Here is a 20603-nt window from a genome sequence, read left to right on the forward strand (position 1 = left end):
GGCCTTTTTTCTGGGGACCGGTCCGGTTTACTTGTAGCCCACCCGGTCCAGCATCTGCTGCACCTTGGTCAGGTTCTTCGCCACGGCCGCCAGCGGCACGGTCTCGATCTTGAAGTGCTCGCCGCCCATGGCCTGCAGCGCCGGGTTGTCCAGCTTCACGCCCTTGGCGGCGGCGAACTCGTTGTTGCCATCGGCGAAGTACTTCTGCGCCGCCGGGCTGGCCAAGTACTCCATGAAGGCGATCGCGCTGTCGCGGTTCTTGGCGTGTTTGGCCACCGCCGCGCCGGCGATGTTCACGTGCGTGCCCGTGGTGCCCTGGTTCGGGAACACCACCTTCACCTTGGCGGCCACCGCCTTGTCCTCGGGCTTGTCCGACTTCAGGATGCGGGCCATGTAGTAGCTGTTGGCGATCGCCACGCCGCACTCGCCCGAGGCCACGCCGCGGATCTGGTCGGTGTCGCCGCCCTTGGGCGCGCGCGCCTGGTTGTCCACCAGGCCCTTGAGCCAGGCCTCGCCCTTCTGGTCACCGAGCCGCTCCACCACTGTGGCGAACAGCGACATGTTGTACGGGTGCGAGCCCGAGCGCGTGCACAGCAGGCCCTTGAGCTTGGGGTCGGCGAGCTGCTCGTAGGTGGCCACGTCCTCGGCCTTCACGCGCGCCGGGTCGTAGATGACGATGCGCGCGCGGGTGGAGAAGCCGGTCCAGGTCACGCCATCGGCGGTGGGCGCGGCGCGCAGCGTGGCGGGGATGGTGTCGTCCAGTTTCTTCGACTTGATCGGCTGGAACAGGCCCTGCGCGTCGGCGGCGGCCATGCGGGCGGCGTCCACCATGAGCACGATGTCCGCCGGCGAAGCCGCGCCCTCGGCGCGCAGGCGCGAGACGATGCCCGCGTCGTCGGCTTCCACCCGGTTGATCTTGATGCCCGTGGCCTGCGTGAAGCCGTTGTACAGCGCCTCGTCCGTCTGGTAGTGGCGGGCGGAGTAGATGTTGAGCACCTTGTCCTGCGCCTGGGCGGCGCCGAGGCTCAGCGTGGCGGCGGCCAGGGCCGAAACGATGGTACGGGTGGTTTTCATGGTGGTCTCTTGGTTGCGAAAGAGGGGGCCACCCGGCGCTTTGGGACAATCCCGCACCCGCCGGACAGCGGTGATAGATGCTAGCAGAGACGAGAATGATTCTTAAGCGCTTTCAATGGTTCCCCGGAGGCCGCGCGTGGGCTTGCGCGCTGGCCTTGCTGCTCACGGGCTGCGCCCTCGTGCCGCCGCAGGCGCCCGACAGGCCGGAGCCCCCGGTGGTGGCCGAGCCCGTGGTGCCACCCGTGACGCCGCCCGTGACGCTCACGCGCCCGCCGCGCCTGGGCCTGGCGCTGGGCGGCGGCGCGGCGCGCGGCTTCGCCCACATTGGCGTCATCCAGGAACTGGAGCGCGTGGGCATCCGGCCCGACCTGCTCGCCGGCACCTCGGCCGGCAGCCTGGTCGCCACCTTCTACGCCAGCGGCCTGCCGGGCAAGGAACTGGAGCGCCTGGCGCTGCGCATGCAGGAGGCCGAGATCGCCGACTGGTCGCTGCCCATCTTGGGTCGGGGCCTGCTGCGCGGCGAAGCGCTCGCGCGCTACGTGCGCCGCACCATCGACGGCAAGCTGCTGGAGGACATGGCCTTGCCCGTGGGCGTGCTCGCCACCGACCTGCACACCGGCCGCGGCGTGCTGTTTCGTCGCGGCGACGCGGCGCTCGCGGTGCGGGCCTCCAGCGCCGTGCCGGGCGTGTTCGCGCCGGTCAAGATCGGTGGTACCGAGTACGTGGACGGCGGCCTGACCGCGCCGGTGCCGGTGCGCCAGGCGCGCGAGATGGGCGCCGAGATCGTGCTCGCGGTGGACATCTCCGCCACGCCCGAGACCAACGCCGCCACCGGCAACCTCGACGTGTTGCTGCAGACCTTCGCCATCATGGGACAGAGCATCAACCGCCACGAGCTCGCCACGGCCGACCTGGTGGTGCGTCCGGTGCTCAACGGCATGGGCGGCGCGGACTTTTCCTCGCGCGAGCGCGCCATCGAGGCCGGGCGCGAGGCCATGCGCGCGGCCTTGCCGCGGCTCAACGCGCTGCTGGCGCAGCGGCGGCCGCTGTAGCGCGGGGCCGGGCCTGGGCGGCGCGTTCCGAGCGGATCGACAGCCAGGCGAACAGCACGCCCACCGCCGCGCCGGCCAGCACGTCGATGAACACGTGCTGGCGGATCGCCATGGTGGACCAGACGATGGCCACGCACTGCAAGGCGCTGACCCAGCGGGTCCAGGCCGGCGCGCCCAACTCACGCAGGTGCCAGTGCAGCCAGCAGGCCGCGTGCAGTGCCGCCGCGACGTGCAGGGACGGACAGGCGTTGCTGGACGCGTCGATGCCCTTGAGGAAGGCCAGGCGCGGGTAGGCCGACCAGTCAACATCGAACACGGGCGTGCGCGTGGGCCAGAGCCAGAAGATCGCCAGGCACAGCGCGCACATGAGCGCCACCCAGGCGCCATAGCGCACCAGCGGGCGCCAGCGGTCCAGCAGGCCCGGCGCCACCGACACGTAGACCCAGAGCCAGCCGTAGGCGTAGATGGCCCAGGGCTCGAAACTCACCCAGCGGTCCGGCGCCAGCAGGGGCAGTTCCAGCGCTTCGCCCGATGGGTTTTTCAGCACCCAAAAATAGGCGTGGAAAAACAGCACCATGAAGGCGGTGGTGCCCACGGCCTTGAGCGGCCACAGGGCGAAGAATCGGCGCGCGAGGGCGCGGGTCCAGGCCGGTGGGTGGGTGGCGGTCAAGGCGGCGGGCGCGGGTGCTGTGGTGGGGTAGGGTGGAGCGGGGGCCACTGTACCCGAGGCGCGTGACGTCCCCCGCCAGGGTGGTACGCCCCAGGGCGTGCTGGGGGGCGCTCACTATAATTCCGCACTTTTTTCGGGCCCACATGAACGCCATCGAACTGATCCGCCAGTTTCTCGTCGATCGCCTGGGCGTGGCCGAGTCCGCCGTGGTGCCCGGGGCGGCCCTGGCCGAGCTGGGCGTCGATTCGCTGATGCTGGCCGAGCTCATGTTCGAGGCCGAAGACCGCCTGGGCATCGAGATTCCCTCCGACCAGACCCCGCCCAAAAGCGTGGCGGACATGGTGGCGGTCATCGAATCGCTCGTGCCCAGCAAGACGGAGTGAGCATGGCGCGGCACCGCGTCGCGATCACCGGCCTGGGCCTCGTGAGTCCCTACGGCGGCGATCTCGAGGATTTCTTTCAGCGCGTGTGGGCTGGCGAATCGGCCGTTCGGTGGATGGTCACCGAGGACGAGCCGCGCCCCCTGCGCCTGCCCTACGTGCGCTGCGAGGGCTTCGACGCCGACCGCGAGCTGGGCAAGCCGCTGGCGTCCATGATGGAGCGTTTCTCGCAACTGGGCATGGCCGCCGTCTTCAAGGCCTGGCGCCACGCGGGCCTGGCCCGCTCGGCCGCCGAGGACGGCAGCGACCGCCGCCAATGGGGGTGCCTGTGGGGCACCGCGCTGGGCGGCCTGGCGGCGCACGAGCGGGGCGCGCGCGAGCTCTGGCTCAAGGGCCGCGAACGCGTGTCGCCGCTGTCGGTGGTGATGGGCATGAACAACGCGGCCAACGCACACATCTCCATCCAGCTGGGCCTGGGCGGCGTGAGCAGCAGCCACACGGCGGCCTGCGCCTCGGCCTCCATGGCCATCGGCGAGGCCTTTCGCCGCGTGCGCTCGGGCGAGTCCGAGCTGATGGTGACCGGCGGCTCCGACGTCTGCCAGTCCGTGAGCGTGGTGAAGGCCTGGGAGGCCATGCGCGTGCTCGCGCGCGGCGACGAGCAGACCGCATCCAGCGCCTGCCGGCCCTTCTCGAACGACCGCAACGGCCTGGTGCTGGGCGAGGGCGGGGCGGCGCTGGTGCTCGAGAACTGGGACCGCGCCGTGGCGCGCGGCGCGCGCATCCACGGCGAACTCATCGGCTTCGCCACCAACTGCGACCACACCCACCTGGTGCGGCCCGACCGCGCCGGCCAGGTGCGCGCCCTTCGCGCCGTGCTGGAGGACGCCGGCCTGGCCCCGGGCGAGGTGCACTACGTCAACGCGCACGGAACCGCCACGCCCGAAGGCGATCCGATCGAGGTACAGGCCTTGCGCGAGGTGTTCGGCGAACAGGCCGCGCGCCTGCCCGTGAGTTCCACCAAATCGATGCACGGCCACTTGCTGGGCGCGGCCGGGGCCATCGAGGCCGTCGTCACGGCCATGGCCCTGCGCGAGCAGGCCATTCCCCCCACCGCCCATCTGGCGGGCCGCCTCGACCCGGCCTGCGAGGGCGTGGACCATGTGCCACAGGGCCGGCACGCGAACGGCCTGCGCGTGGCGCTGTCCAACTCCTTTGCCTTCGGCGGCAGCAACGTCGTGCTGGCGTTCGCCGCCCCCGCCCACTGATCACCCCACGCTCCCCAGGAGTTCGCCATGCAGGAAGACACCGTCAACGCCGAAGCCGTGGAGCAGCTGATTCCCGAACTCGTGCAGCTCATCATCGAGGCGCTCAACCTGGAGCTGAGCCCGGGCGAGGTCGACCCCGACGCGCCCCTGTACGGCGAGGGCATGGGCCTGGACTCGATCGACATGCTCGAGATCGCGCTCGTCATCTCCAAGCGCTACGGGTTCCAGATGCGCTCGGACAACGAAAACAACCAGAAGATTTTCGCCAGCCCGCGCGCGCTGGCGGCTCACATCACGCGCCACCGCACCACATGAATACCCGCACGCTCCGCCGCGGCATGGGTCGCGAGGCTTGGCTGGGGGCGGCCCGGCGCCGGATCGCATGAGCCCATCGGCCCCGCTGCGCGCCGCCGCGTCCGGCCTGCTGCTGCTGGGCTGGGTGGTGGCCTCGCACCTCGGCAGCACGGGCCGCGGGCCGATGGACCTGCACGTGGCGGTGGCCGTGGCGCCCTTTGCCGCAGCGCTGGCCGTGGCCTTCGCGCGCCTGGCGCTACCGGCGCTGCGCTGGCTCGCCTGGCTGGCGGCGGCGTCGCTGTTGTGGGGCCTGTGGCCCTGGCTGCGCGGCGAGGTGGCGTTGTTGTACTACCTGCAGCACCTGGGCATTCACCTCGCGCTGGCGGCGCTGTTCGGCGCCAGCCTGCTGGGGCCGGGCGACGCCCTGGTCACGCGGCTGGCGCGCCTGGTGCATGGCGCCGAACTCTCGCCGGGCCACCTGCGCTACACGCGCCAGGTCACAGCCGCCTGGACCGCCTTCTTCGTGCTGAACGCGCTGGTGTCCACCGCGCTCTTCCTGTTCGCGCCGCGCGGGCTCTGGTCGCTGCACGCCAACGTGCTCACGGGTCCCCTCGTGGGCCTGATGTTCCTGCTGGAAACCCTGTGGCGGCGGCTGGCGCTGCCGCCGCACGAGCGCCCCAGCCTGTCGGCCGTGCTGCGCGCCTGGCGGGCCGACAGCGAACGCCGCCAGTCGGCGCGGGGGCAGCGGCCATGAGCCTTTCCCCGCTGATCAGCGCGCACGCCATCGACGGCGTGTTCGCCTGGCGCCCCGACGGCCCGGTGCGCGTGGGCGAATTCCTGGCCGACGCCGCGGCCTTCGCCGAAGCGCTGCCGCCCGAGGGCGACCTCATCAATCTCTGCGAGGACCGCTACCGCTTCGCCGTGGGCTTCGCCGCCGGCCTGCTGCGCGGGCGCGTGAGCCTGCAGCCGTCCTCGCTGGCGCCGCAGAGCCTGCGCCAGCTGGCGCAGGATTTCCCGGGCGCGTTGTGTCTGGTCGACGGCGCCGAGATGTCGCACGCGGCCGAGGCCGCCGGGCTGCCCCGGCACGAGGTGCCCGCGCGCCCCGGCGCCGGCCGCCCGCCGCTCGCCGACATGCCTTGGATCGACGACGCCCGGCGGGCCGCCGTGCTGTTCACCTCGGGCTCCACCGGCCGGCCGCAGCCGCACCCCAAGCACTGGGGCCGCCTGGTGCGCAACGGCCAGGCCGAGGCCGCCGCGCTGGGGCTGGACCGCGCGCCGCACGTGCTGGTGGGCACCGTGCCCATTCAGCACAGCTACGGTTTCGAATCCACCTTCCTGCTGGCGCTGCACGGCGGCTGCAGCTTCTGGTCGGGCAAGCCCTTCTTTGCCCAGGACATCAACGACGCCCTGGCCGCCGTGCCGGCGCCGCGCCTGCTCGTCACCACGCCCTTCCACCTCGCCAACTGGCTGGCCAGCGCCGCGCCGGGCGCCTTGCCGCAGCGCCTGCTGTCGGCCACCGCGCCGCTGGCCGAGGGCCTGGCGCAGCAGGCCGAGGCCGCCTGCGGCGCCGAACTGCACGAGATCTACGGTTCCACCGAGTCCTCCGCGCTGGCCAGCCGGCGCACCGTGGCGGGCCCGGCCTGGACGCTGCTGCCCGGCGCGCGCCTGCGGTTCGCGGGCGACGTGGCCAGCGCCGAGGGCGGGCATGTGGAGGGCACCGTGCCCCTGGCCGACCTGATCGAGCCGCTGGCCGACGGCCGCTTCGTGCTTCACGGCCGGCACGCCGACCTCATCAACATCGCGGGCAAACGCACGTCGCTGGCCTACCTGAACCGCCAGCTCGCGGGGCTCGAGGGCGTGCTCGACGCCGCCTTCTTCCTGCCCGAGGCGCCAGGCGGCGACGCCGCCGTCGCGCGGCTGGTGGCCTTCGCGGTGGCGCCCGGTCGCCAGCCCGCGCCGCTGCTGGCCGAGCTGCGCGAGCGCGTCGACGCCATCTTCCTGCCGCGCCCGCTGGTGCTGCTGCCGGCGCTGCCACGCAACGCCACCGGCAAGCTCACGCGCGAGGCGCTGGCCGCGCTCTACCGCCGCGAGGTGCTGCGTGAGCCTTCTTGAGCGCGCCTGGCGCGTGCCCCCGGACCACCCCGCTTTCGCAGGGCATTTCCCGGGCCAGCCCATCCTGCCCGGCGTGGTGCTGCTGGACGAGGCCCTGCGCGCGGCGCGCGAGCTGGCGCCTGGCGCGCGCGGCTGGGGCCTGCCGCAGGCCAAGTTCCTGCAAGCCGTGCGGCCCGGCGACGAGCTGCGGCTGAGCCTGAGCGCCTTGCCCCGCGCGGGCTTCGCCTTCGTCTTTACGCGCGGTGGCGAGCCGGTGGCCACGGGCCAGCTGCGGCCGGTGGACGCATGAGCGCGGCCGGGCCATTCGCAAGGCGCTCGGCCCCACGGTGCGCGGCACGGGGGGTCGCCCGGTGAATGGGCGCGCGCTGCCCGAGTGGCGCCAGCGGCCCGAGCGCGGTCACCTGGGGCTGCTGCGCTTCATGGTGCGCCTGTCGCTGTGGGGGGGCCGACGGCTCAGCCGCGCGGTGCTGCACGGCGCCACGCTGTACTTCCTGCTGTTCGCGCCGCGCCCGCGCGCGGCCAGCCGCGACTACCTGCGCCGCGCGCTGGGCCGCCCGCCCACCTGGCGCGAGCGCTACCGCCACCTGCTGAGCTTCGCCACCACGGTGCACGACCGTGTCTACCTGCTCAACGGACGTTTCGATCTGTTCGACGTGGAAGTGCAGGGCGCCGACGCGCTGCTGCGCGCCATGGACAGCGGCGGCGTGCTGCTGATGGGCGCGCACCTGGGCAGCTTCGAGGCCCTGCGCTGCGTGGGCCGCCAGCGCCCCGGCCTGCAGGTAAGCATGCTGATGTACGAGGACAACGCGCGCCAGATGCGGGCCGCGCTCGCCGCCATCAACCCCGAGGCCCGGCAGGACGTGGTGCCGCTGGGCCGGCCCGATTCCATGATCGAGGCCGCGCAGCGGCTGGAGCAGGGCCACCTGGTGGGCCTGCTGGTCGACCGCTCGCTGGACGCGGACGACCGCGCCCTGCACGATTTCCTGGGCGGCCCCGCGGCCTTTCCGGTCGCGCCCTGGCGCGTGGCCGCCGTGCTGCGCCGGCCGGTGTTCTTCATGGCCGGCCTGTACCTGGGTGCGAACCGTTACCGGCTGGTGTTCGAACCCCTGGCCGACTTTGGTACGGTTGGCCGTGGCGCGGCGCGCGACGCCGCCATCCAGGCGGCGCGCGCCGCCTACGTGGAGCGCCTGCAGGCTGCGTGCCGGCAGGCGCCGTTCAACTGGTTCAACTTCTTCGATTTCTGGCAACGATGATCTCCCGCAGGCTCTGGCTACTGGCGCTGACGCTGCTGCCCCTGACGGCCGCGCGCGCGGCCGACGAACTCGAGCGCCTGATGGCCCTGCTGGCCGCGCACCCCGGCGGCACGGTGCGCTTCGTCGAGCGGCGCCACATGGCCATGCTCGACGCGCCCCTGGTCTCGCGCGGCGAGATGAGCTACCGCGCGCCCGACTGGCTGGAGCGGCGCACGCTCTCGCCCCGGCCCGAGCGCCTGCTGCTCGACAAGGACACGCTCACGCTGGAGCGCGACCAGCGCCGCATGAGCATGCCCGTGAGCCAGCGCCCCGAGGTCGAGGCCTTCGTGGCCAGCATCCGCAGCACCCTGCAGGGGGACCGCGCGGCGCTGGAGCGCCACTACCGCGTGGCCCTGCAGGGCCAGCCCGAGAAGCGCTGGACGCTCACGCTGGAGCCGCTGCAGGCGCGCCTGCGCGGCATCGTCACGCAGATCGTCATCTCGGGCGTGGGCGTCGCGGTGGACCGCATCGACTACACCCAGTCCGACGGCGACCGCACCGAGATGCGGCTGGAACCGGTGGGCAAGCCGTGAGCGCCGCCCGGCCGCCAGCCGGCGCCCACACCGCCGCGCGCCCGGAGGGGCTTCGATGACCCGCCGTGCCGCGTGGATCGTGCTCGCCTGGGCTCTGGCCATGGCCCTGGGCGGCTGGCTGGCGTCGCGCACGCGCTTCACCACCGACCTGTCCTTCTTCCTGCCCTCCCACCCCAGCGCCGAGCAGCAGGTGCTGGTGGAGCAGTTGCGCGAGGGCGTGGTCTCGCGCCTGCTGATGGTGGCCATCGACGGCGGCGACGGCGCGGCGCGCGCCGAGGCCTCGCGCGCGCTGCGCCAGCGGCTCTCGGCCGACGGCGCCTTCGTTGCGGTGCAGAACGGCGAGCTGGAGGCCTTCGACCGCGAGCTCGCGCTGCTGCAGCGGCACCGCTACACGCTGAGCCCGGCCGTGGACGCACAGCGCTTCACGCCCGACGGCTTGCGCGAGGCCATCCTCAACGCCATCGACATCGTGTCCTCGCCGGCGGGGCTGCCGTTCAAGGCGCAGTTCCCGTCGGACCCCACGGGCGAGGCCTTCGAGGTGTTGATGGGCTGGCAGTCGCAGGGGCAGCCCAACATGGCCGAGGGCGTCTGGGTGTCGCGCGACGGCGCGCGCGCGATGCTGCTGCTGCAGACGCGCGCGGCGGGCTCGGACACCGACGGCCAGGCCGAGGCGGTGGCGCGCGTGCAGGCCGCCTTCGATGCGTTGCCGCCGGGCGCGCTGCGGCTGGAGGTGTCGGGCCCCGGCGTGTTCGCGGTGAAGACGCGCGCGGCCATCCAGGCCGACGTGGCGCGGCTGACCCTGTTCAGTTCCATCGGCATCAGCCTGCTGCTGTGGTGCATGTTCCGGCGCTGGCGCCCGCTGCTGCTGACCCTGGTGCCGGCGGTGAGCGGCTCGCTCGCGGGCCTGGTGGCGGTGGGGCAGGTGCACGGCTCGGTGTTCGCCATCACGGCCGGCTTCGGCGCCGCGCTGGTGGGCGAGGCGGTGGACTACGGCATCTACTACTTCGTGCAGACCGGGCGTGCGGACAGCGGCGAGGGCCGGCGCTGGCACGAGAACTTCTGGCCCACCATCCGCCTGGGCGTGGCCACCTCGGTGCTGGGCTTCGGCGCGCTGCTGTTCGCGGGCTTCCCGGGGCTCGCGCAGCTCGGCCTGTACGCCATGACGGGGGTCTTCGTCGCCGCCCTGACCACGCGGCTGGTGCTGCCCGCCATGGCCGGCGGCCAGGTGGCGCGCACGCCGGAACTGCCGGCCTGGGTGACGCCGCGCGTGCTGGCCCTGCGGGCCTGGCGCTGGCCCGTGCTGGGCGCGGCGCTGCTGGCGCTGGCCTGGCTGGTGGCGCAGCGCGACACGCTGTGGGAGCCGAACCTGTCCGCCCTGTCCAGCGTGAGCCCGCAGGACGCCGAGCGCGACGCCCGCCTGCGCGGCGACCTGGGCGCGCCCGACGCGCGCTACATGGTGGTGGTGCGGGCCAGCGACCGTGAGGCCGCGCTGTGCGGCGCCGAGGCGGCCGCCGCGCGCCTGCAGCCGCTGGTGGCGCAGGGCCTGATCGGCGGCTACGACAGCCCCGCGCGCTTCCTGCCCAGCGAGGCCCTGCAGCGCGAGCGCCAGCGCGCCTTGCCGGCGCCCGAGGCGCTGTCGCGCGACCTGGGCCTGGCGCTGCAGGGGCAGCCCCTGTCGGCCGCACGGCTCAAGCCCTTCGTGGACGCTGTGGCGCAGGCGCGCGCGGCCGCGCCGATGCGGCGCGAGGACCTCGACGGCTCGGCCCTGGCCATCGCCGTGGACTCGCTGCTGCAGCCGCACGCCGACGGCTGGACCGCCCTGCTGCCGCTGCGCCCCGCGCCCGGCGCGGCCGGCGCCGACCTGCCGGCCGAGGTGTTGCGCGCGGCGCTGCAGGGCAGCGGCGCGAGCTTCATCGACCTGAAGCAGGAGTTCGAGTCGCTCTACGGCAGCTACCTGCGCGAGGCCATCGCGCTGTCGCTGGCCGGGCTGGCGGGCATCGTGCTGGTGCTGGGCGCTTCGCTGCGCCGGCCGAGCCGCCTGTTGGGCGTGATGCTGCCCATCGTGGCGGCGGTGCTGATCGTGATCGCCAGCCTGCACGCCCTGGGCGTGCGCCTGCACCTGCTGCACCTCATCGGCATGCTGCTCATCGTGGCCGTGGGTTCCAACTACTCGCTGTTCATCGAGCGCTGGCGGCGCGACCCGCACGCCGATCCGCGGGCCCTGCTGTCGGTGCTGGTGGCCTGCGCCACCACGGCCATCGGCTTCGGCGTGCTCTCGCTGTCCTCTGTGCCGGTGCTGCAGGCCGTGGGCGTGACGGTGGCGCCGGGCGCGGTGCTGGCGCTGCTGCTGTCGGCGGTGCTCACGCCGGCGGAGAAGGACCCCGTCCCGTGAAGGCCCAGCGCTTCGAGGGTTGGACCGGCGAGGCCCCCTGCCGCCTGGTCTGGCTGCCCGGCGCGGCCATGGGCGCCGCCGACGTGGCCGCGCAAGGCTGGGACGCCGAGGCCGCCGCGGCGGGTCAGGCCATCGACATGGTGGCGGTCGACCTGCAGGCGCAGCGCTACGACGGCGCCGACGCCATCGAGGCCCTGGCCACCGAGTGGCTGCGGCCCGCGCGCGACGCAGGCCGCCGCGTCTGGCTGGGCGGTCTGTCGCTGGGCGGCTGGCAGGCCGTGCTGTGCGCGCGGCGCCACCCGGATCTGGTCGATGGCCTGTGCCTGCTGGCGCCCTACCCGGGCGATCGGCTGGCCTGGAACGCCATTCAACGCGCGGGCGGGCTGGACGCCTGGCCCGGCCCCGCGTCCCACGACAGCGACCCGGCCTTCGAGGTCTGGGCCTGGTGGAAACAGGCGCCACCGCGCCCCGTGGCCTGGATGGGCTATGGCCGCCAGGACCGCTTCGCCGGCGGCATGGACCGCATGGCCGCGCGCCTGCCCGCCGAGCGCGTGCTGCGCACCGACGGCGGCCACGACTGGGCCTGCTGGCGGTCCCTGTGGTCTGCCCTGGTGGCGCGGCGGCCCTGGGCGGCGGCCGGGGAGGGCGCGCCATGACGCCGGCCCGCTTGAACGGCCCGCGCTGGCGCCCCGCGCCGCTGCTTCAAGCCAGCGTGCTGGTGCATGGCGCCGCGCTGGGCGCGGGGCTGTGGCAGCCCGGCTGGTGGCCCTGGCTGGCGGGCGGCGTGGTGGCCAACCACGCGGCGGTGGTGGCCGCGGGCCTGTGGCCGCGCTCGCAATGGCTGGGCGAGAACTGGGTGCGCCTGCCCGAGGCCGCGGCCGCGCGCGGCGCCTTCGCCATCACCATCGACGACGGGCCCGACCCCGAGCGCACGCCGCGCGTGCTGGACCTGCTCGATGAACTCGGGGCCAAGGCCAGCTTCTTCTGCATCGGCCGCCGCGCGCAGGCGCAGCCGGCGCTGTGCCGCGCCATCGTGGCGCGTGGCCACCGCGTGGAGAACCACGGCCAGTCGCACTCCAATGCCTTCTCGCTGTTCGGGCCTGGCCGCATGCGGCGCGACATCGCCGCCGCGCAGGCCGCGCTGAGCGACATCACTGGCCAGGCGCCGCGCTTCTTCCGGCCCACGGCCGGCCTGAGCAATCCCTTCCTCGCCCCGGTGCTGCACGGCCTGGGCCTGCGGCACGCCAGCTGGACGCGCCGCGGCTTCGACACCCGCACCGGCGATCCGGCCACCGTGCAGCGCCGGCTGCTGCGCGGCTTCGCCGCCGGCGACATCCTGCTGCTGCACGACGGCCACGCCGCGCGCGCGCCCGACGGCCAGCCGGTGCTGCTGCACGCGCTGCCCGCCGTCGTGGCCGAGGCGCGCCGCCTGGGGCTGCGGCCCGAGACCCTGTTCCAATCCCTTGAATGAGCCCGTCCCCCGCATGAGCCACGCCTTCGTCCACGAACTGGTCGACCACGCCAGCGAACGCTTCCGCGCCGGCGGCCGCTTCGCGTACCACTACGCGCGCGGCAAGCTCGGTTACGACACCATCTTTCACGACATCCTGCGCCGCGGCCTGCTGAGCCAGTCGCCACGCGTGCTGGACCTGGGCAGCGGTCAGGGCAGCCTGTTCTCGTGGCTGCTGGCCGCGCAGCAGCTGGCGGCGCGGGGCCGCTGGCCCGCCGACTGGGCGCCGCCGCCCGCGCCGCGGGCCCTGCGCGGCATCGAGCTGATGGACAAGGACGTGGACCGCGCGGCCCAGGCCTTCGGTGCCACGCACCCGGTGGTGCGCATCGAGCGCGGCGACATGACGCGCACCGAGCTCGGTCGGCCCGACGCCATCACCATCCTGGACGCGCTGCACTACGTGGACCACCAGCGCCAGAGCGAACTGCTGGCGCGCATCCGCGCCGCGCTGCCGGCGGGCGGCGTGTTCCTCACCCGCATCGGTGACGCCTCGGCGGGCTGGCGCTACCAGATGGGCCTGAACATCGACCGCGTGGTGACCTTCGCGCGCGGGCACCGGCTCTCGCGCCTGTACGCGCGCCCGCTGGCCGCGTGGCGCGCCGAGCTCGAATCGCTGGGCTTCGAGGTGGACAGCCGCGACATGAGCGGCAATAAGCCCCTGGCCAACGTCATGCTGTATTGCCGCGTGCGCTGAGCGCCGCGCCCCGGGTTCCCATGCAAGCCGTTTCCCTCACCGCCTACACCGCCACTTCCTGTCTGGGGCAGGGCCTGGCCGAGCACACGCGGGCGCTGCGCACATCGCACAGCGGCCTGACGCCCTGCCGCTTCGAAACCGTGGACCTGCCCACCTGGATCGGCGAGGTGCCCGGCGTCGACGCCGTGGCATTGCCCGAGGCGCTGAGCGCCTTCGACTGCCGCAACCACCGCCTGGCCTGGATGGGCCTGCAGCAGGACGGCTTCGCCGAGCGCGTGCGCGAGGCCGTGGCCCGCCACGGCGCGGACCGCGTGGGCGTGTTCGTCGGCACCAGCACCTCGGGCATCCTGCAGACCGAGCTGGCTTACCGCGAGCGCGACCCGGCCACGGGCGCGCTGCCCGCCTGGTTCCACTACGACACCACGCACAACACCGGCTCGGTGAGCGCCTTCGTGCGCGCCGCCTTCGGGCTGCAGGGCATGGCCATGGCGCTGTCCAGCGCCTGTTCGTCCAGCGCCAAGGTGTTCGCCGCCGCCGCGCGCCAGCTCGCGGCGGGGACCATCGACGCGGCCGTGGTGGGTGGCGTCGATTCGCTCTGCCTCACCACGCTGTACGGCTTCGCCTCGCTGCAACTCACCTCGGCCGAGCCCTGCCGGCCCAGCGATGCGCGGCGCGACGGCATCTCCATCGGCGAGGCGGCGGCCTTCGCGCTGCTGGAGCGCGACGGCGCGCCGGCCGCCGTGCGGCTGCTGGGTGTGGGCGAGTCCAGCGATGCGCACCATATGTCGGCCCCGCACCCGCAGGGCCTGGGCGCGCGCCGGGCCATGGAGGCCGCGCTGCGCTCGGCCGGCCTGCGGGCGGACCAGATCGGCTACATCAACCTGCACGGCACCGCCACGCCGGCCAACGACGCGGCCGAGGGCCTGGCCGTGGCCGCGCTGTTCGGGCGCGGCGCGCCGTGTTCGTCCATCAAGGGCGCCACCGGCCACACGCTGGGCGCGGCCGGCGCGCTGGAGGCGGTGGCCTGCGCCGTCGCGCTGCGCGAGGGCTGGATTCCCGGCAGCCCCGGCACGCGCGAACTCGATCCGGCGCTCGATCTGGACTACCGCCTCGACGGCGCGCCCGCGCCCGGGCTGAGGTACGCGCTGTCCAACTCCTTCGGTTTTGGCGGCAGCAACTGCAGCCTCGTGTTCGGTAGGGGCCAGCCATGAACCAGAGCCCCCACGCCCCACCGCACGCCCCCATCTGGTTGCACGGCCTGTCCCTCATCGCCCCCGGCCTGGCCGACTGGCCCCAGGCCGCCGCCGTGCTGCGCGGCGAACAGGCCTGGGCGCACGCGCCTTCGGTGCTGCCGCCGGCCCAGGCGCTGCCGGCGGCCGAACGCCGCCGCGCCAGCCGCGTGGTGCGCCTGGCGCTGGCGCTGGGCCAGCGCGCACTGGACGGGCAGGACCCGGCCGACATCGCCACGGTCTTCACCTCGTCCGGCGCCGATGGCCACAACTGCCACGCCCTGTGCGAACAGCTGGCGGGCGAGGACCGCGCCATCTCGCCCACGCGCTTCCACAACTCCGTGCACAACGCGGCGGCCGGCTACTGGGGCATCGCCACGCGCTCCATGGCGCCCAGCCAGGTGCTGTGCGCGCACGACGCCAGCTTGGGCGCGGGCTGGATCGACGCCGTGGGCCAGTTGCTCGACGGCGCGCCCGAGGTGCTGCTGGTGGCCTACGACAGCGAGTACCCCGAGCCGCTGCACGCATGTCGGCCCGTGCCGGATGCGGCGGGCATCGCGCTCTGGCTGGGCACCACGCCGCGCGAGCGAAGCCTGGGCACGCTGCACGGCGCGCTCACGCGCGATCCGGTGGACACGCTGGCGGCGGCGCCGCTGGAAGGCCTGCGCAGGGCCTTTCCCGCGCTGCGTGGCCTGCCCTTGCTCGAGCGCATCGCGCGCGGCGATGATCGCCCCGTGGTGCTGGACTACCTGGCGCCCCAGCGCCTGCGGCTGCGCTTCACGCCCCGCCAACCATGACCGACCCGACCTCCCACGCCCCGCTGGACCGCGACGCCATCGCGCGCCGCATCCCGCACCAGCTCGACATGTGCCTGCTCGACGCCGTGCGGCACTGGTCGCCCGAGGCCATTCACTGCGAGGCGCGGCTCGAGGGCCTGGCCACGCACCCGCTGCGCGGCGCCGACGGCGCCCTCGGCGCGGTGCACGCCATCGAATACGCGGCCCAGGCCATGGCCGTGCACGGCGCCCTGGTCGCCGGCCTGCATGAGGCGCCGCGCGCGGGCTACCTGGCCAGCGTGCGCGGGGTGAACCTGCACAGGCTGCGCATCGAAGCCGCCGACGCGCCGCTGCGCGTGCGCGCCGAGCGCTTGTCGGGCGATGCGCGAAACGTGCTCTACGGCTTCAGCGTCGAGGGCGCCCGCGGCGCCGTGGCCGATGGCCGCGCGGCCGTGGTGCTCGACGCCGCGGACCTCTCGTCCGACGGGGGCCTGGCATGACGGCCTCGAAACGGGCCCTGGTCACGGGCGGCAGCGGCGGCCTGGGCGCGGCCATTGCGCAGCGCCTGGCGCAGGACGGCCTGGAGGTGCTGGTGCACGCCAACCAGGGCATGGAACGGGCGCAGGCCGTGGTCGACCGCATCCTGGCCGCCGGTGGTCGGGCGAGCGCCTGTCGATTCGACGTGACCGACCGCGCGGCCTGCGCGGCGGCCCTGGCCGAGCTGAACGAACAAGGCCCGGTGCAGGTGCTGGTGAACAACGCCGGCGTGCACGACGACGCCGTCTTTCCCGGCATGACGGGCGAGCAATGGGACCGCGTGCTCGACGTCTCGCTCAACGGCTTCTTCAACGTCACGCAGCCGCTCATGCTGCCCATGATCCGCACGCGCTGGGGCCGGGTCATCAACATCACCTCGGTGTCCGGCGTGGTGGGCAACCGCGGGCAGGTGAACTACTCGGCGGCCAAGGCCGCACTGCACGCGGCGGGGCGCTCGCTGGCGCTGGAGGTGGCCGCGCGCGGCATCACCGTCAATGCGGTGGCGCCCGGCATCATCGACAGCGGCATGGCCGACGGCGTGTTCGACGCCGCCACGGTGAAGCAGCTGGTGCCCATGCAGCGCGCGGGCCGCGCCGAGGAGGTGGCCGATCTCGTGGCCTTCCTGGCCTCCGAGCGGGCCGGCTACATCAGCGGCCAGGTGATCGGCATCAACGGGGCGATGGCCTGAGCCGCTGCCACAGCAGCCGGGGCAGCCGCAGCACGAAGCCCGCGAACAGCCGGCTGTGCATCCAGGAGAGCAGCAGGTTGTCGCGCAGGTATTTGAAGTGCGACACGCCGCCTTCCTCGGGGGCGAGGTAGCGCACCGGCGCATCCACGTTGATCGGGCGCACGCCGGCCCAGCACAGGCGCACCACGGCCTCGGGGTCGAAGTCGAAGCGGCGCATGAAGCGCGTGGAACGCATCACGTCGATGAGCGCGCGCACCGGGTAGACCCGAAAGCCATAGAGCGAATCGCCGACGCCCATGCCCAGGGTTTCCATGTTGGCCCAGGCGTTGGAGATGCGCCGCCCCTGCACGCGCAGCGCGGGCGCCTCGGGGCCGAAGACCGGCTTGCCCAGCACCATGGCCTCGGGCCGTGACACCGAGGTGGCCATGAAGCGGGGGATCAGTTCGGCCGGGTGCTGGCCGTCGGCGTCCATGGTCAGTGCGTGCGTGAAGCCCGACAGCGCGGCGGCCTGCAGGCCCGCCAGCACCGCCGCGCCCTTGCCCTGGTTGCGGGGCAGCACGATCACGCGCAGCTGCGGGTCTTGCGCGGCCAGGGCCTGCACCTCGGCGGTGGAGCCGTCGGTGCTGCCGTCGACCACCACCCACACCGGCGCCCACCGCTCGCGCGCCGCGCGCACCGTGCGCGCGAGCAGCTCGCCGGGGTTGTAGGCGGGGATCAGGACGAGGTGGGTCGTGGAGGGCTGGGGCATGGGTTCGCGGACGCGACCTGGGCGTTCTTGAGCGCCTGGTCGAAGTGGCTTTGCAGTTCGTCGGTGAAGGCGCGGGCGTCGCTGGGCGGCGCGAAGCGCCGGCCCAGGCGCGCGCTCACCCGCAGCGGCAGCTCGGGGCGGCGCCACAGCGGCCAGGCCTTGCCCAGGTACGGGCTGGAGAAATCGAGCAGCACCGTCTGCACCGGGACCTGCGAGCGCACCGCCAGCAGTCCGATGGAGGCGGGCACGCGGTTCATGGGCCAGTCGGTGGTGCGCGTGCCTTCGGGAAAGACGACGACCTGGGCGCCTTCGCGCAGCTCACTGCGGCATTGCAGGATCACGTGCAGCAGATTGTCATTGCGCACATAGCCCGCGAGCCGGGCGCCCGCGCCGAACAGCGGGTTGTCCATCAGGCCAGCCTTCATGATGCAGACCGCGTTGGGCAGGCGCGAGACCAGCAGCAGGGCGTCGAGCAGGCTGGGGTGGTTGGCCACCACAATCATCGGGCCCTGCCCGGCCAGGCCATCGAGCGCGTCCAGGTCGAAGCGGCAGCCGCAGACCGCGCGCAGCGCGCCGAGGTAGAAGCGGAAGCAGGCCGTGGCCACGCGCCGGCCCACGGCCTGTCCCCAGCGCCGCGGCAGCGCGTGGTGCAGCACCAGGGCGATCGGCGACCAGCTCAGGCACAGCGAGGCGAGCAGGCTCAGGCCCAGCACCATGGCCAGGTGCTCGCGCAGCGCCTGCAGCCACTGGGTGGGGCGGGACAAGGTGAGCCGCATCAGCGCAGGACGGGTCCGTGGGCCAGGGACTCCACCTCGACCAGCAGGTCCTGGCGGCAGATGTCGGCCTGCATCAGCGTGAGGCCGGCGCCGCCCAAGCAGCGCTCCAGCGCGCGGCGCACGACGGGGAAATCGGCCGCGTGGCGCACGTACACCCGATGGCTCAGCGCCTCGGCGCGGTGTCCGGCGGTGCGTGTGGCGCGGTTGGCCTCGTCCAGCACGGCGCGCAGGTTGCGCGCGGTTTCTTCGCATTGCGCGACCACGTCGCCCGGGTGCACGGTCTGGTGGCCGACGATGCTCGCGGTGCCGGAGACCAGCAGCCATTCGCCGGCGCCCGATTCGGCCAGCACCGCGCGCGCGAACAGCGGCGGGCGCGGGCCGTAGTCGCCCGGGTAGTGGAAGGCGCTCACCTGGCGCGGGTTCTCGATCGGGCGCGGCGCCCGGCGCCCGGCGAGGAAGGCGATCGACAGCGGTCCGCGGTCCGCCCAGCCCAGGGCGCTGGCCGCCGGCATCTGGGCGGCGGCGATGGGGCCCAGGGCCTGGTAGGCGTCGTGGCGGCCCAGGTTGAACCAGCGGTAGCGCTCCAGGCCCTGCTCATCGCCGTTGATGCCGGCCATGTAGTTCCACACGCGCCACAGGTACGGCGTGCCGCGCGCGCCAAGCAGCGCGAACAGGCGCAGGTAGGCCTCGCGCGTGCGTTCGCGCAGGCACGCGCCGCGCTCGGGCGCGTCGGGCGTGGGCTCGTCGAGCTCGATCAGGCCGTACAGCAACTCGCCATCGCCGCGCCAGCGCAGGCCGCCGTCCTGGCCCTGCTGCAGCGGGCCGTCGCTGGCCCAGGCCTCGCGCCAGGCGGCCGCGGCGCCGCGTTCACCCGGCATGCGCAGGCGCTGTTCGGGCCAGGCGGGTGTGCCGCCCGCGCCGTCCAGGGCGGCCCCGCCCAGCACGCCGGACGGGGCGGGAGCGTCGACGACGCGCGGTGTGAGCAATCGCAGGCCGCTCATGCGCTGGACGAGGCGCTGGCCGACGCGGTGGGCCGGATGTTGCGCCGGCGCTGTCGCCAGGCCCGCCAGCTGCGCAGCGGGTTGCCCAGGTTGACCGCCAGGTACAGGCCTTTGAAGGCCCACAGCGACGGCCAGATCGGCGTGCGGCCGAACAGATCGCCCGCCAGCACCGACAGCAGGGCCTCCTTCATGCGCAGGGGGTTGTGCGGGTCCATGAAGAAGCCGCGCATGGTGGGGTTGGTCATGCGGTAGATGAACCAGGAAAACTCGCGCGGGCCGTGGCGCATGTGGCGGTCGAAGCGGCGCAGGGCCTGGGCCGCGCGCGCCGGCTCGCGCAGGCAGGTGTCCACGGTGCGCGCGCCGATTTCGGCGCTGCTCATGGCCAGCCACACCCCCGAGGAGAACACCGGGTCGATGAAGGCATAGGCGTCGCCCAGCAGCAGGAAGCCGGCGCCGTGGCTGAGCGTGGAGCGGTAGGAGTAGTTGCCCGTGGCCTCGGCGGGCGTTGCCGGCTGCGCGCCGGCCAGGCGCTCGGCCAGTGGCGGGCAATGGTGGATGTTGTCCAGCAGGAAGTCCATCAGCTCGCGCCCACCGCGGGTCTTCATGTGGTACGGCCAGGTGACCATGCCGACGCTGGTGGCGCCGTCGCTCAGCGGGATGAACCAGAACCAGCCGTGCTCGAACCAGAAAATGGTGATGTTGCCGGCGTCCTGGCCCTCGTGGCGGCGCGCGCCGCGGAAGTGGGCGTAGACGGCGGCACTGTTGTGGTCGGGGTTCTTCTCTTTGGTCTTGAGCCTGCCCGCGAGGAAGGTGTCGCGGCCCGAGGCGTCGACCAGGAAGCGCGGGCGCCATTCGGTGCTGCGCCCCTGTGCGTCGCTGGAGACGACCGATGCCACGCGCTGGCCGTCGGCGGCCCAGCGCAGCTCGCGGGCCAGCGTGCCCTCGTGCACCTCCACGCCCTGTTCAGCGGCGTTGCGCAGCAGCAGGTGGTCGAAGTCGGCGCGTTTGACCTGGTAGGCCGTCGGCATGGACTTGTCCCAGGCGTCGGCGAAGTAGTAGGTCTGCGTGTGGCTGTGCTGCGGCGAGACGAATTCGGCGCCGGGCTTGAGCATGCCGATGGCCCGCACGGCGTCGCCCACGCCCAGCCGATCGAGCAAGGGCATATTGGCCGGCAGCAGCGATTCGCCGATGTGAAAGCGCGGGTGGTGGTCCTTGTCGAGCAGCACCACGCGGTGGCCCTGGCGCGCCAGCAAGGTGGAAACCGTGGAGCCCGCAGGCCCGCCGCCGATCACCAGAACGTCGCAGTCGCGCGGCGCGGTGTCTGTCTCTTGCATGGAACCTCGCTGGTCACTGGGCGCCGCGTGGGGAGGCGGCGCGGAAATCCAGGGATTCTAGGAGGCCCATTCGGCGCCAGAGCCGGGGGCATGTAACCAAAAAAAAGAAGCCCTCACCGTAGGGTGAGGGCTGTGAAGGGTCCGATGAAACCGAATTTCGAAAAGGACCCGAGGAGACAACCAGAAAAAACCGATGACAGCAAACCTTGGGCGTTCAGACTAAGGCCTGCGATACGCTGTCAATTG

Annotated in this window: 23 protein-coding genes; 17 read left to right on the top strand and 6 right to left on the bottom strand. The window is 73.4% G+C overall.

All coding sequences use genetic code 11. The features are described 5' to 3' along the window. Positions 1-27: 27 nt before the first annotated feature. Entirely contained in the window at positions 28-1074 is a 1047-nt protein-coding gene (locus tag JNX00_RS09845) for an extracellular solute-binding protein (RefSeq protein ID WP_070397924.1), read from the bottom strand. 95 nt (positions 1075-1169) lie between these two features. Between JNX00_RS09845 and JNX00_RS09850 the strand changes: the two genes are divergently transcribed. Next, entirely contained in the window at positions 1170-2126 is a 957-nt protein-coding gene (locus JNX00_RS09850) for a patatin-like phospholipase family protein (protein ID WP_204744837.1), read from the top strand. Here JNX00_RS09850 and JNX00_RS09855 read toward each other — a convergent pair. Further along, complete coding sequence (locus JNX00_RS09855) at positions 2092-2796, bottom strand: phosphatase PAP2 family protein (protein WP_239478298.1); 705 nt, start codon at positions 2794-2796, stop codon at positions 2092-2094. The genes JNX00_RS09850 and JNX00_RS09855 overlap by 35 nt on opposite strands. Before the next feature lie 143 nt (positions 2797-2939). Between JNX00_RS09855 and JNX00_RS09860 the strand changes: the two genes are divergently transcribed. The 16 genes from JNX00_RS09860 to fabG all read left to right on the top strand — a co-directional run bounded on the left by JNX00_RS09860 (position 2940) and on the right by fabG (position 16498). After that, on the top strand, positions 2940-3179 hold the full coding sequence (locus tag JNX00_RS09860; protein WP_116957846.1) for a phosphopantetheine-binding protein: 240 nt from the start codon (positions 2940-2942) through the stop codon (positions 3177-3179). Positions 3180-3181: 2 nt separating this feature from the next. Then, positions 3182-4441, top strand: a complete 1260-nt coding sequence (locus JNX00_RS09865) for a beta-ketoacyl-[acyl-carrier-protein] synthase family protein (protein WP_070397920.1) — start codon at positions 3182-3184, stop codon at positions 4439-4441. Positions 4442-4468: 27 nt separating this feature from the next. Next, a complete protein-coding gene (locus JNX00_RS09870; protein ID WP_070397919.1) occupies positions 4469-4756 on the top strand; it encodes a phosphopantetheine-binding protein in 288 nt (95 codons plus the stop codon). Between the two features lie 67 nt (positions 4757-4823). Continuing rightward, positions 4824-5489 carry a hypothetical protein gene (locus tag JNX00_RS09875; protein ID WP_204744838.1) on the top strand — a complete coding sequence of 222 codons (666 nt, stop codon included), beginning with the start codon at positions 4824-4826 and terminating at the stop codon, positions 5487-5489. Further along, positions 5486-6847, top strand: coding sequence for an AMP-binding protein (locus tag JNX00_RS09880; protein ID WP_204744839.1), 1362 nt, complete (start codon positions 5486-5488; stop codon positions 6845-6847). The genes JNX00_RS09875 and JNX00_RS09880 overlap by 4 nt, the downstream gene beginning before the upstream one ends. Then, a complete protein-coding gene (locus JNX00_RS09885; RefSeq protein ID WP_070397916.1) occupies positions 6834-7136 on the top strand; it encodes a beta-hydroxyacyl-ACP dehydratase in 303 nt (100 codons plus the stop codon). The genes JNX00_RS09880 and JNX00_RS09885 overlap by 14 nt, the downstream gene beginning before the upstream one ends. Positions 7137-7197: 61 nt before the next feature. After that, positions 7198-8100 (top strand): acyl-CoA synthetase, encoded by a 903-nt coding sequence (locus tag JNX00_RS09890; RefSeq protein ID WP_239478299.1) that lies wholly within the window; start codon positions 7198-7200, stop codon positions 8098-8100. Further along, on the top strand, positions 8097-8672 hold the full coding sequence (locus tag JNX00_RS09895; RefSeq protein WP_070397914.1) for a LolA-related protein: 576 nt from the start codon (positions 8097-8099) through the stop codon (positions 8670-8672). Before JNX00_RS09890 ends, JNX00_RS09895 begins: the two co-directional genes overlap by 4 nt. Before the next feature lie 55 nt (positions 8673-8727). After that, entirely contained in the window at positions 8728-11064 is a 2337-nt protein-coding gene (locus JNX00_RS09900) for an MMPL family transporter (protein ID WP_204744840.1), read from the top strand. Continuing rightward, complete coding sequence (locus JNX00_RS09905) at positions 11061-11720, top strand: alpha/beta hydrolase (RefSeq protein ID WP_070397912.1); 660 nt, start codon at positions 11061-11063, stop codon at positions 11718-11720. The genes JNX00_RS09900 and JNX00_RS09905 overlap by 4 nt, the downstream gene beginning before the upstream one ends. Further along, positions 11717-12535: a polysaccharide deacetylase family protein gene (locus JNX00_RS09910; RefSeq protein WP_204744841.1), complete on the top strand. Its 819-nt coding sequence runs from the start codon at positions 11717-11719 to the stop codon at positions 12533-12535. The genes JNX00_RS09905 and JNX00_RS09910 overlap by 4 nt, the downstream gene beginning before the upstream one ends. A gap of 13 nt (positions 12536-12548) precedes the next feature. After that, complete coding sequence (locus JNX00_RS09915; RefSeq protein WP_070397911.1) at positions 12549-13268, top strand: class I SAM-dependent methyltransferase; 720 nt, start codon at positions 12549-12551, stop codon at positions 13266-13268. A 20-nt stretch (positions 13269-13288) separates the two neighbouring features. Next, positions 13289-14479, top strand: a complete 1191-nt coding sequence (locus tag JNX00_RS09920; protein ID WP_204744842.1) for a beta-ketoacyl-[acyl-carrier-protein] synthase family protein — start codon at positions 13289-13291, stop codon at positions 14477-14479. Next, entirely contained in the window at positions 14476-15294 is an 819-nt protein-coding gene (locus JNX00_RS09925; RefSeq protein WP_204744843.1) for a beta-ketoacyl synthase chain length factor, read from the top strand. The genes JNX00_RS09920 and JNX00_RS09925 overlap by 4 nt, the downstream gene beginning before the upstream one ends. Next, positions 15291-15773, top strand: a complete 483-nt coding sequence (locus tag JNX00_RS09930) for a hydroxymyristoyl-ACP dehydratase (RefSeq protein ID WP_204744844.1) — start codon at positions 15291-15293, stop codon at positions 15771-15773. The genes JNX00_RS09925 and JNX00_RS09930 overlap by 4 nt, the downstream gene beginning before the upstream one ends. Beyond that, positions 15770-16498: a 3-oxoacyl-ACP reductase FabG gene (gene fabG, locus JNX00_RS09935; RefSeq protein WP_070397907.1), complete on the top strand. Its 729-nt coding sequence runs from the start codon at positions 15770-15772 to the stop codon at positions 16496-16498. Before JNX00_RS09930 ends, fabG begins: the two co-directional genes overlap by 4 nt. Here the strand turns inward: fabG and JNX00_RS09940 are convergent. From JNX00_RS09940 to JNX00_RS09955, 4 genes are read right to left on the bottom strand one after another with little or no spacing between them, the layout of a single operon-like run. After that, positions 16479-17246 carry a glycosyltransferase family 2 protein gene (locus tag JNX00_RS09940; protein ID WP_070397906.1) on the bottom strand — a complete coding sequence of 256 codons (768 nt, stop codon included), beginning with the start codon at positions 17244-17246 and terminating at the stop codon, positions 16479-16481. The genes fabG and JNX00_RS09940 overlap by 20 nt on opposite strands. Beyond that, entirely contained in the window at positions 17213-18010 is a 798-nt protein-coding gene (locus JNX00_RS09945; RefSeq protein WP_239478300.1) for a lysophospholipid acyltransferase family protein, read from the bottom strand. Before JNX00_RS09945 ends, JNX00_RS09940 begins: the two co-directional genes overlap by 34 nt. A gap of 11 nt (positions 18011-18021) precedes the next feature. After that, on the bottom strand, positions 18022-19023 hold the full coding sequence (locus JNX00_RS09950) for a hypothetical protein (RefSeq protein WP_239478301.1): 1002 nt from the start codon (positions 19021-19023) through the stop codon (positions 18022-18024). Continuing rightward, complete coding sequence (locus JNX00_RS09955) at positions 19020-20357, bottom strand: NAD(P)/FAD-dependent oxidoreductase (protein WP_204744846.1); 1338 nt, start codon at positions 20355-20357, stop codon at positions 19020-19022. Before JNX00_RS09955 ends, JNX00_RS09950 begins: the two co-directional genes overlap by 4 nt. Between the last annotated feature and the right edge of the window lie 246 nt (positions 20358-20603).

It is taken from the genome of Hydrogenophaga sp. YM1 (assembly GCF_016903055.1).
Lineage (GTDB): Bacteria > Pseudomonadota > Gammaproteobacteria > Burkholderiales > Burkholderiaceae_C > Hydrogenophaga > Hydrogenophaga borbori.

Excerpts from the sequence above, each read along its gene's own strand:
- JNX00_RS09845 (WP_070397924.1), bottom strand. The coding sequence starts at position 1,074 with ATGAAAACCACCCGTACCATCGTTTCGGCCCTGGCCGCCGCCACGCTG.
- JNX00_RS09895 (WP_070397914.1), top strand. The coding sequence starts at position 8,097 with ATGATCTCCCGCAGGCTCTGGCTACTGGCGCTGACGCTGCTGCCCCTG.
- JNX00_RS09920 (WP_204744842.1), top strand. The coding sequence starts at position 13,289 with ATGCAAGCCGTTTCCCTCACCGCCTACACCGCCACTTCCTGTCTGGGG.
- JNX00_RS09910 (WP_204744841.1), top strand. The coding sequence starts at position 11,717 with ATGACGCCGGCCCGCTTGAACGGCCCGCGCTGGCGCCCCGCGCCGCTG.
- JNX00_RS09930 (WP_204744844.1), top strand. The coding sequence starts at position 15,291 with ATGACCGACCCGACCTCCCACGCCCCGCTGGACCGCGACGCCATCGCG.
- JNX00_RS09860 (WP_116957846.1), top strand. The coding sequence starts at position 2,940 with ATGAACGCCATCGAACTGATCCGCCAGTTTCTCGTCGATCGCCTGGGC.
- JNX00_RS09870 (WP_070397919.1), top strand. The coding sequence starts at position 4,469 with ATGCAGGAAGACACCGTCAACGCCGAAGCCGTGGAGCAGCTGATTCCC.
- JNX00_RS09940 (WP_070397906.1), bottom strand. The coding sequence starts at position 17,246 with ATGCCCCAGCCCTCCACGACCCACCTCGTCCTGATCCCCGCCTACAAC.
- JNX00_RS09915 (WP_070397911.1), top strand. The coding sequence starts at position 12,549 with ATGAGCCACGCCTTCGTCCACGAACTGGTCGACCACGCCAGCGAACGC.
- JNX00_RS09955 (WP_204744846.1), bottom strand. The coding sequence starts at position 20,357 with ATGCAAGAGACAGACACCGCGCCGCGCGACTGCGACGTTCTGGTGATC.
- JNX00_RS09850 (WP_204744837.1), top strand. The coding sequence starts at position 1,170 with ATGATTCTTAAGCGCTTTCAATGGTTCCCCGGAGGCCGCGCGTGGGCT.
- JNX00_RS09875 (WP_204744838.1), top strand. The coding sequence starts at position 4,824 with ATGAGCCCATCGGCCCCGCTGCGCGCCGCCGCGTCCGGCCTGCTGCTG.
- JNX00_RS09865 (WP_070397920.1), top strand. The coding sequence starts at position 3,182 with ATGGCGCGGCACCGCGTCGCGATCACCGGCCTGGGCCTCGTGAGTCCC.
- JNX00_RS09880 (WP_204744839.1), top strand. The coding sequence starts at position 5,486 with ATGAGCCTTTCCCCGCTGATCAGCGCGCACGCCATCGACGGCGTGTTC.
- JNX00_RS09950 (WP_239478301.1), bottom strand. The coding sequence starts at position 19,023 with ATGAGCGGCCTGCGATTGCTCACACCGCGCGTCGTCGACGCTCCCGCC.
- JNX00_RS09900 (WP_204744840.1), top strand. The coding sequence starts at position 8,728 with ATGACCCGCCGTGCCGCGTGGATCGTGCTCGCCTGGGCTCTGGCCATG.
- fabG (WP_070397907.1), top strand. The coding sequence starts at position 15,770 with ATGACGGCCTCGAAACGGGCCCTGGTCACGGGCGGCAGCGGCGGCCTG.
- JNX00_RS09925 (WP_204744843.1), top strand. The coding sequence starts at position 14,476 with ATGAACCAGAGCCCCCACGCCCCACCGCACGCCCCCATCTGGTTGCAC.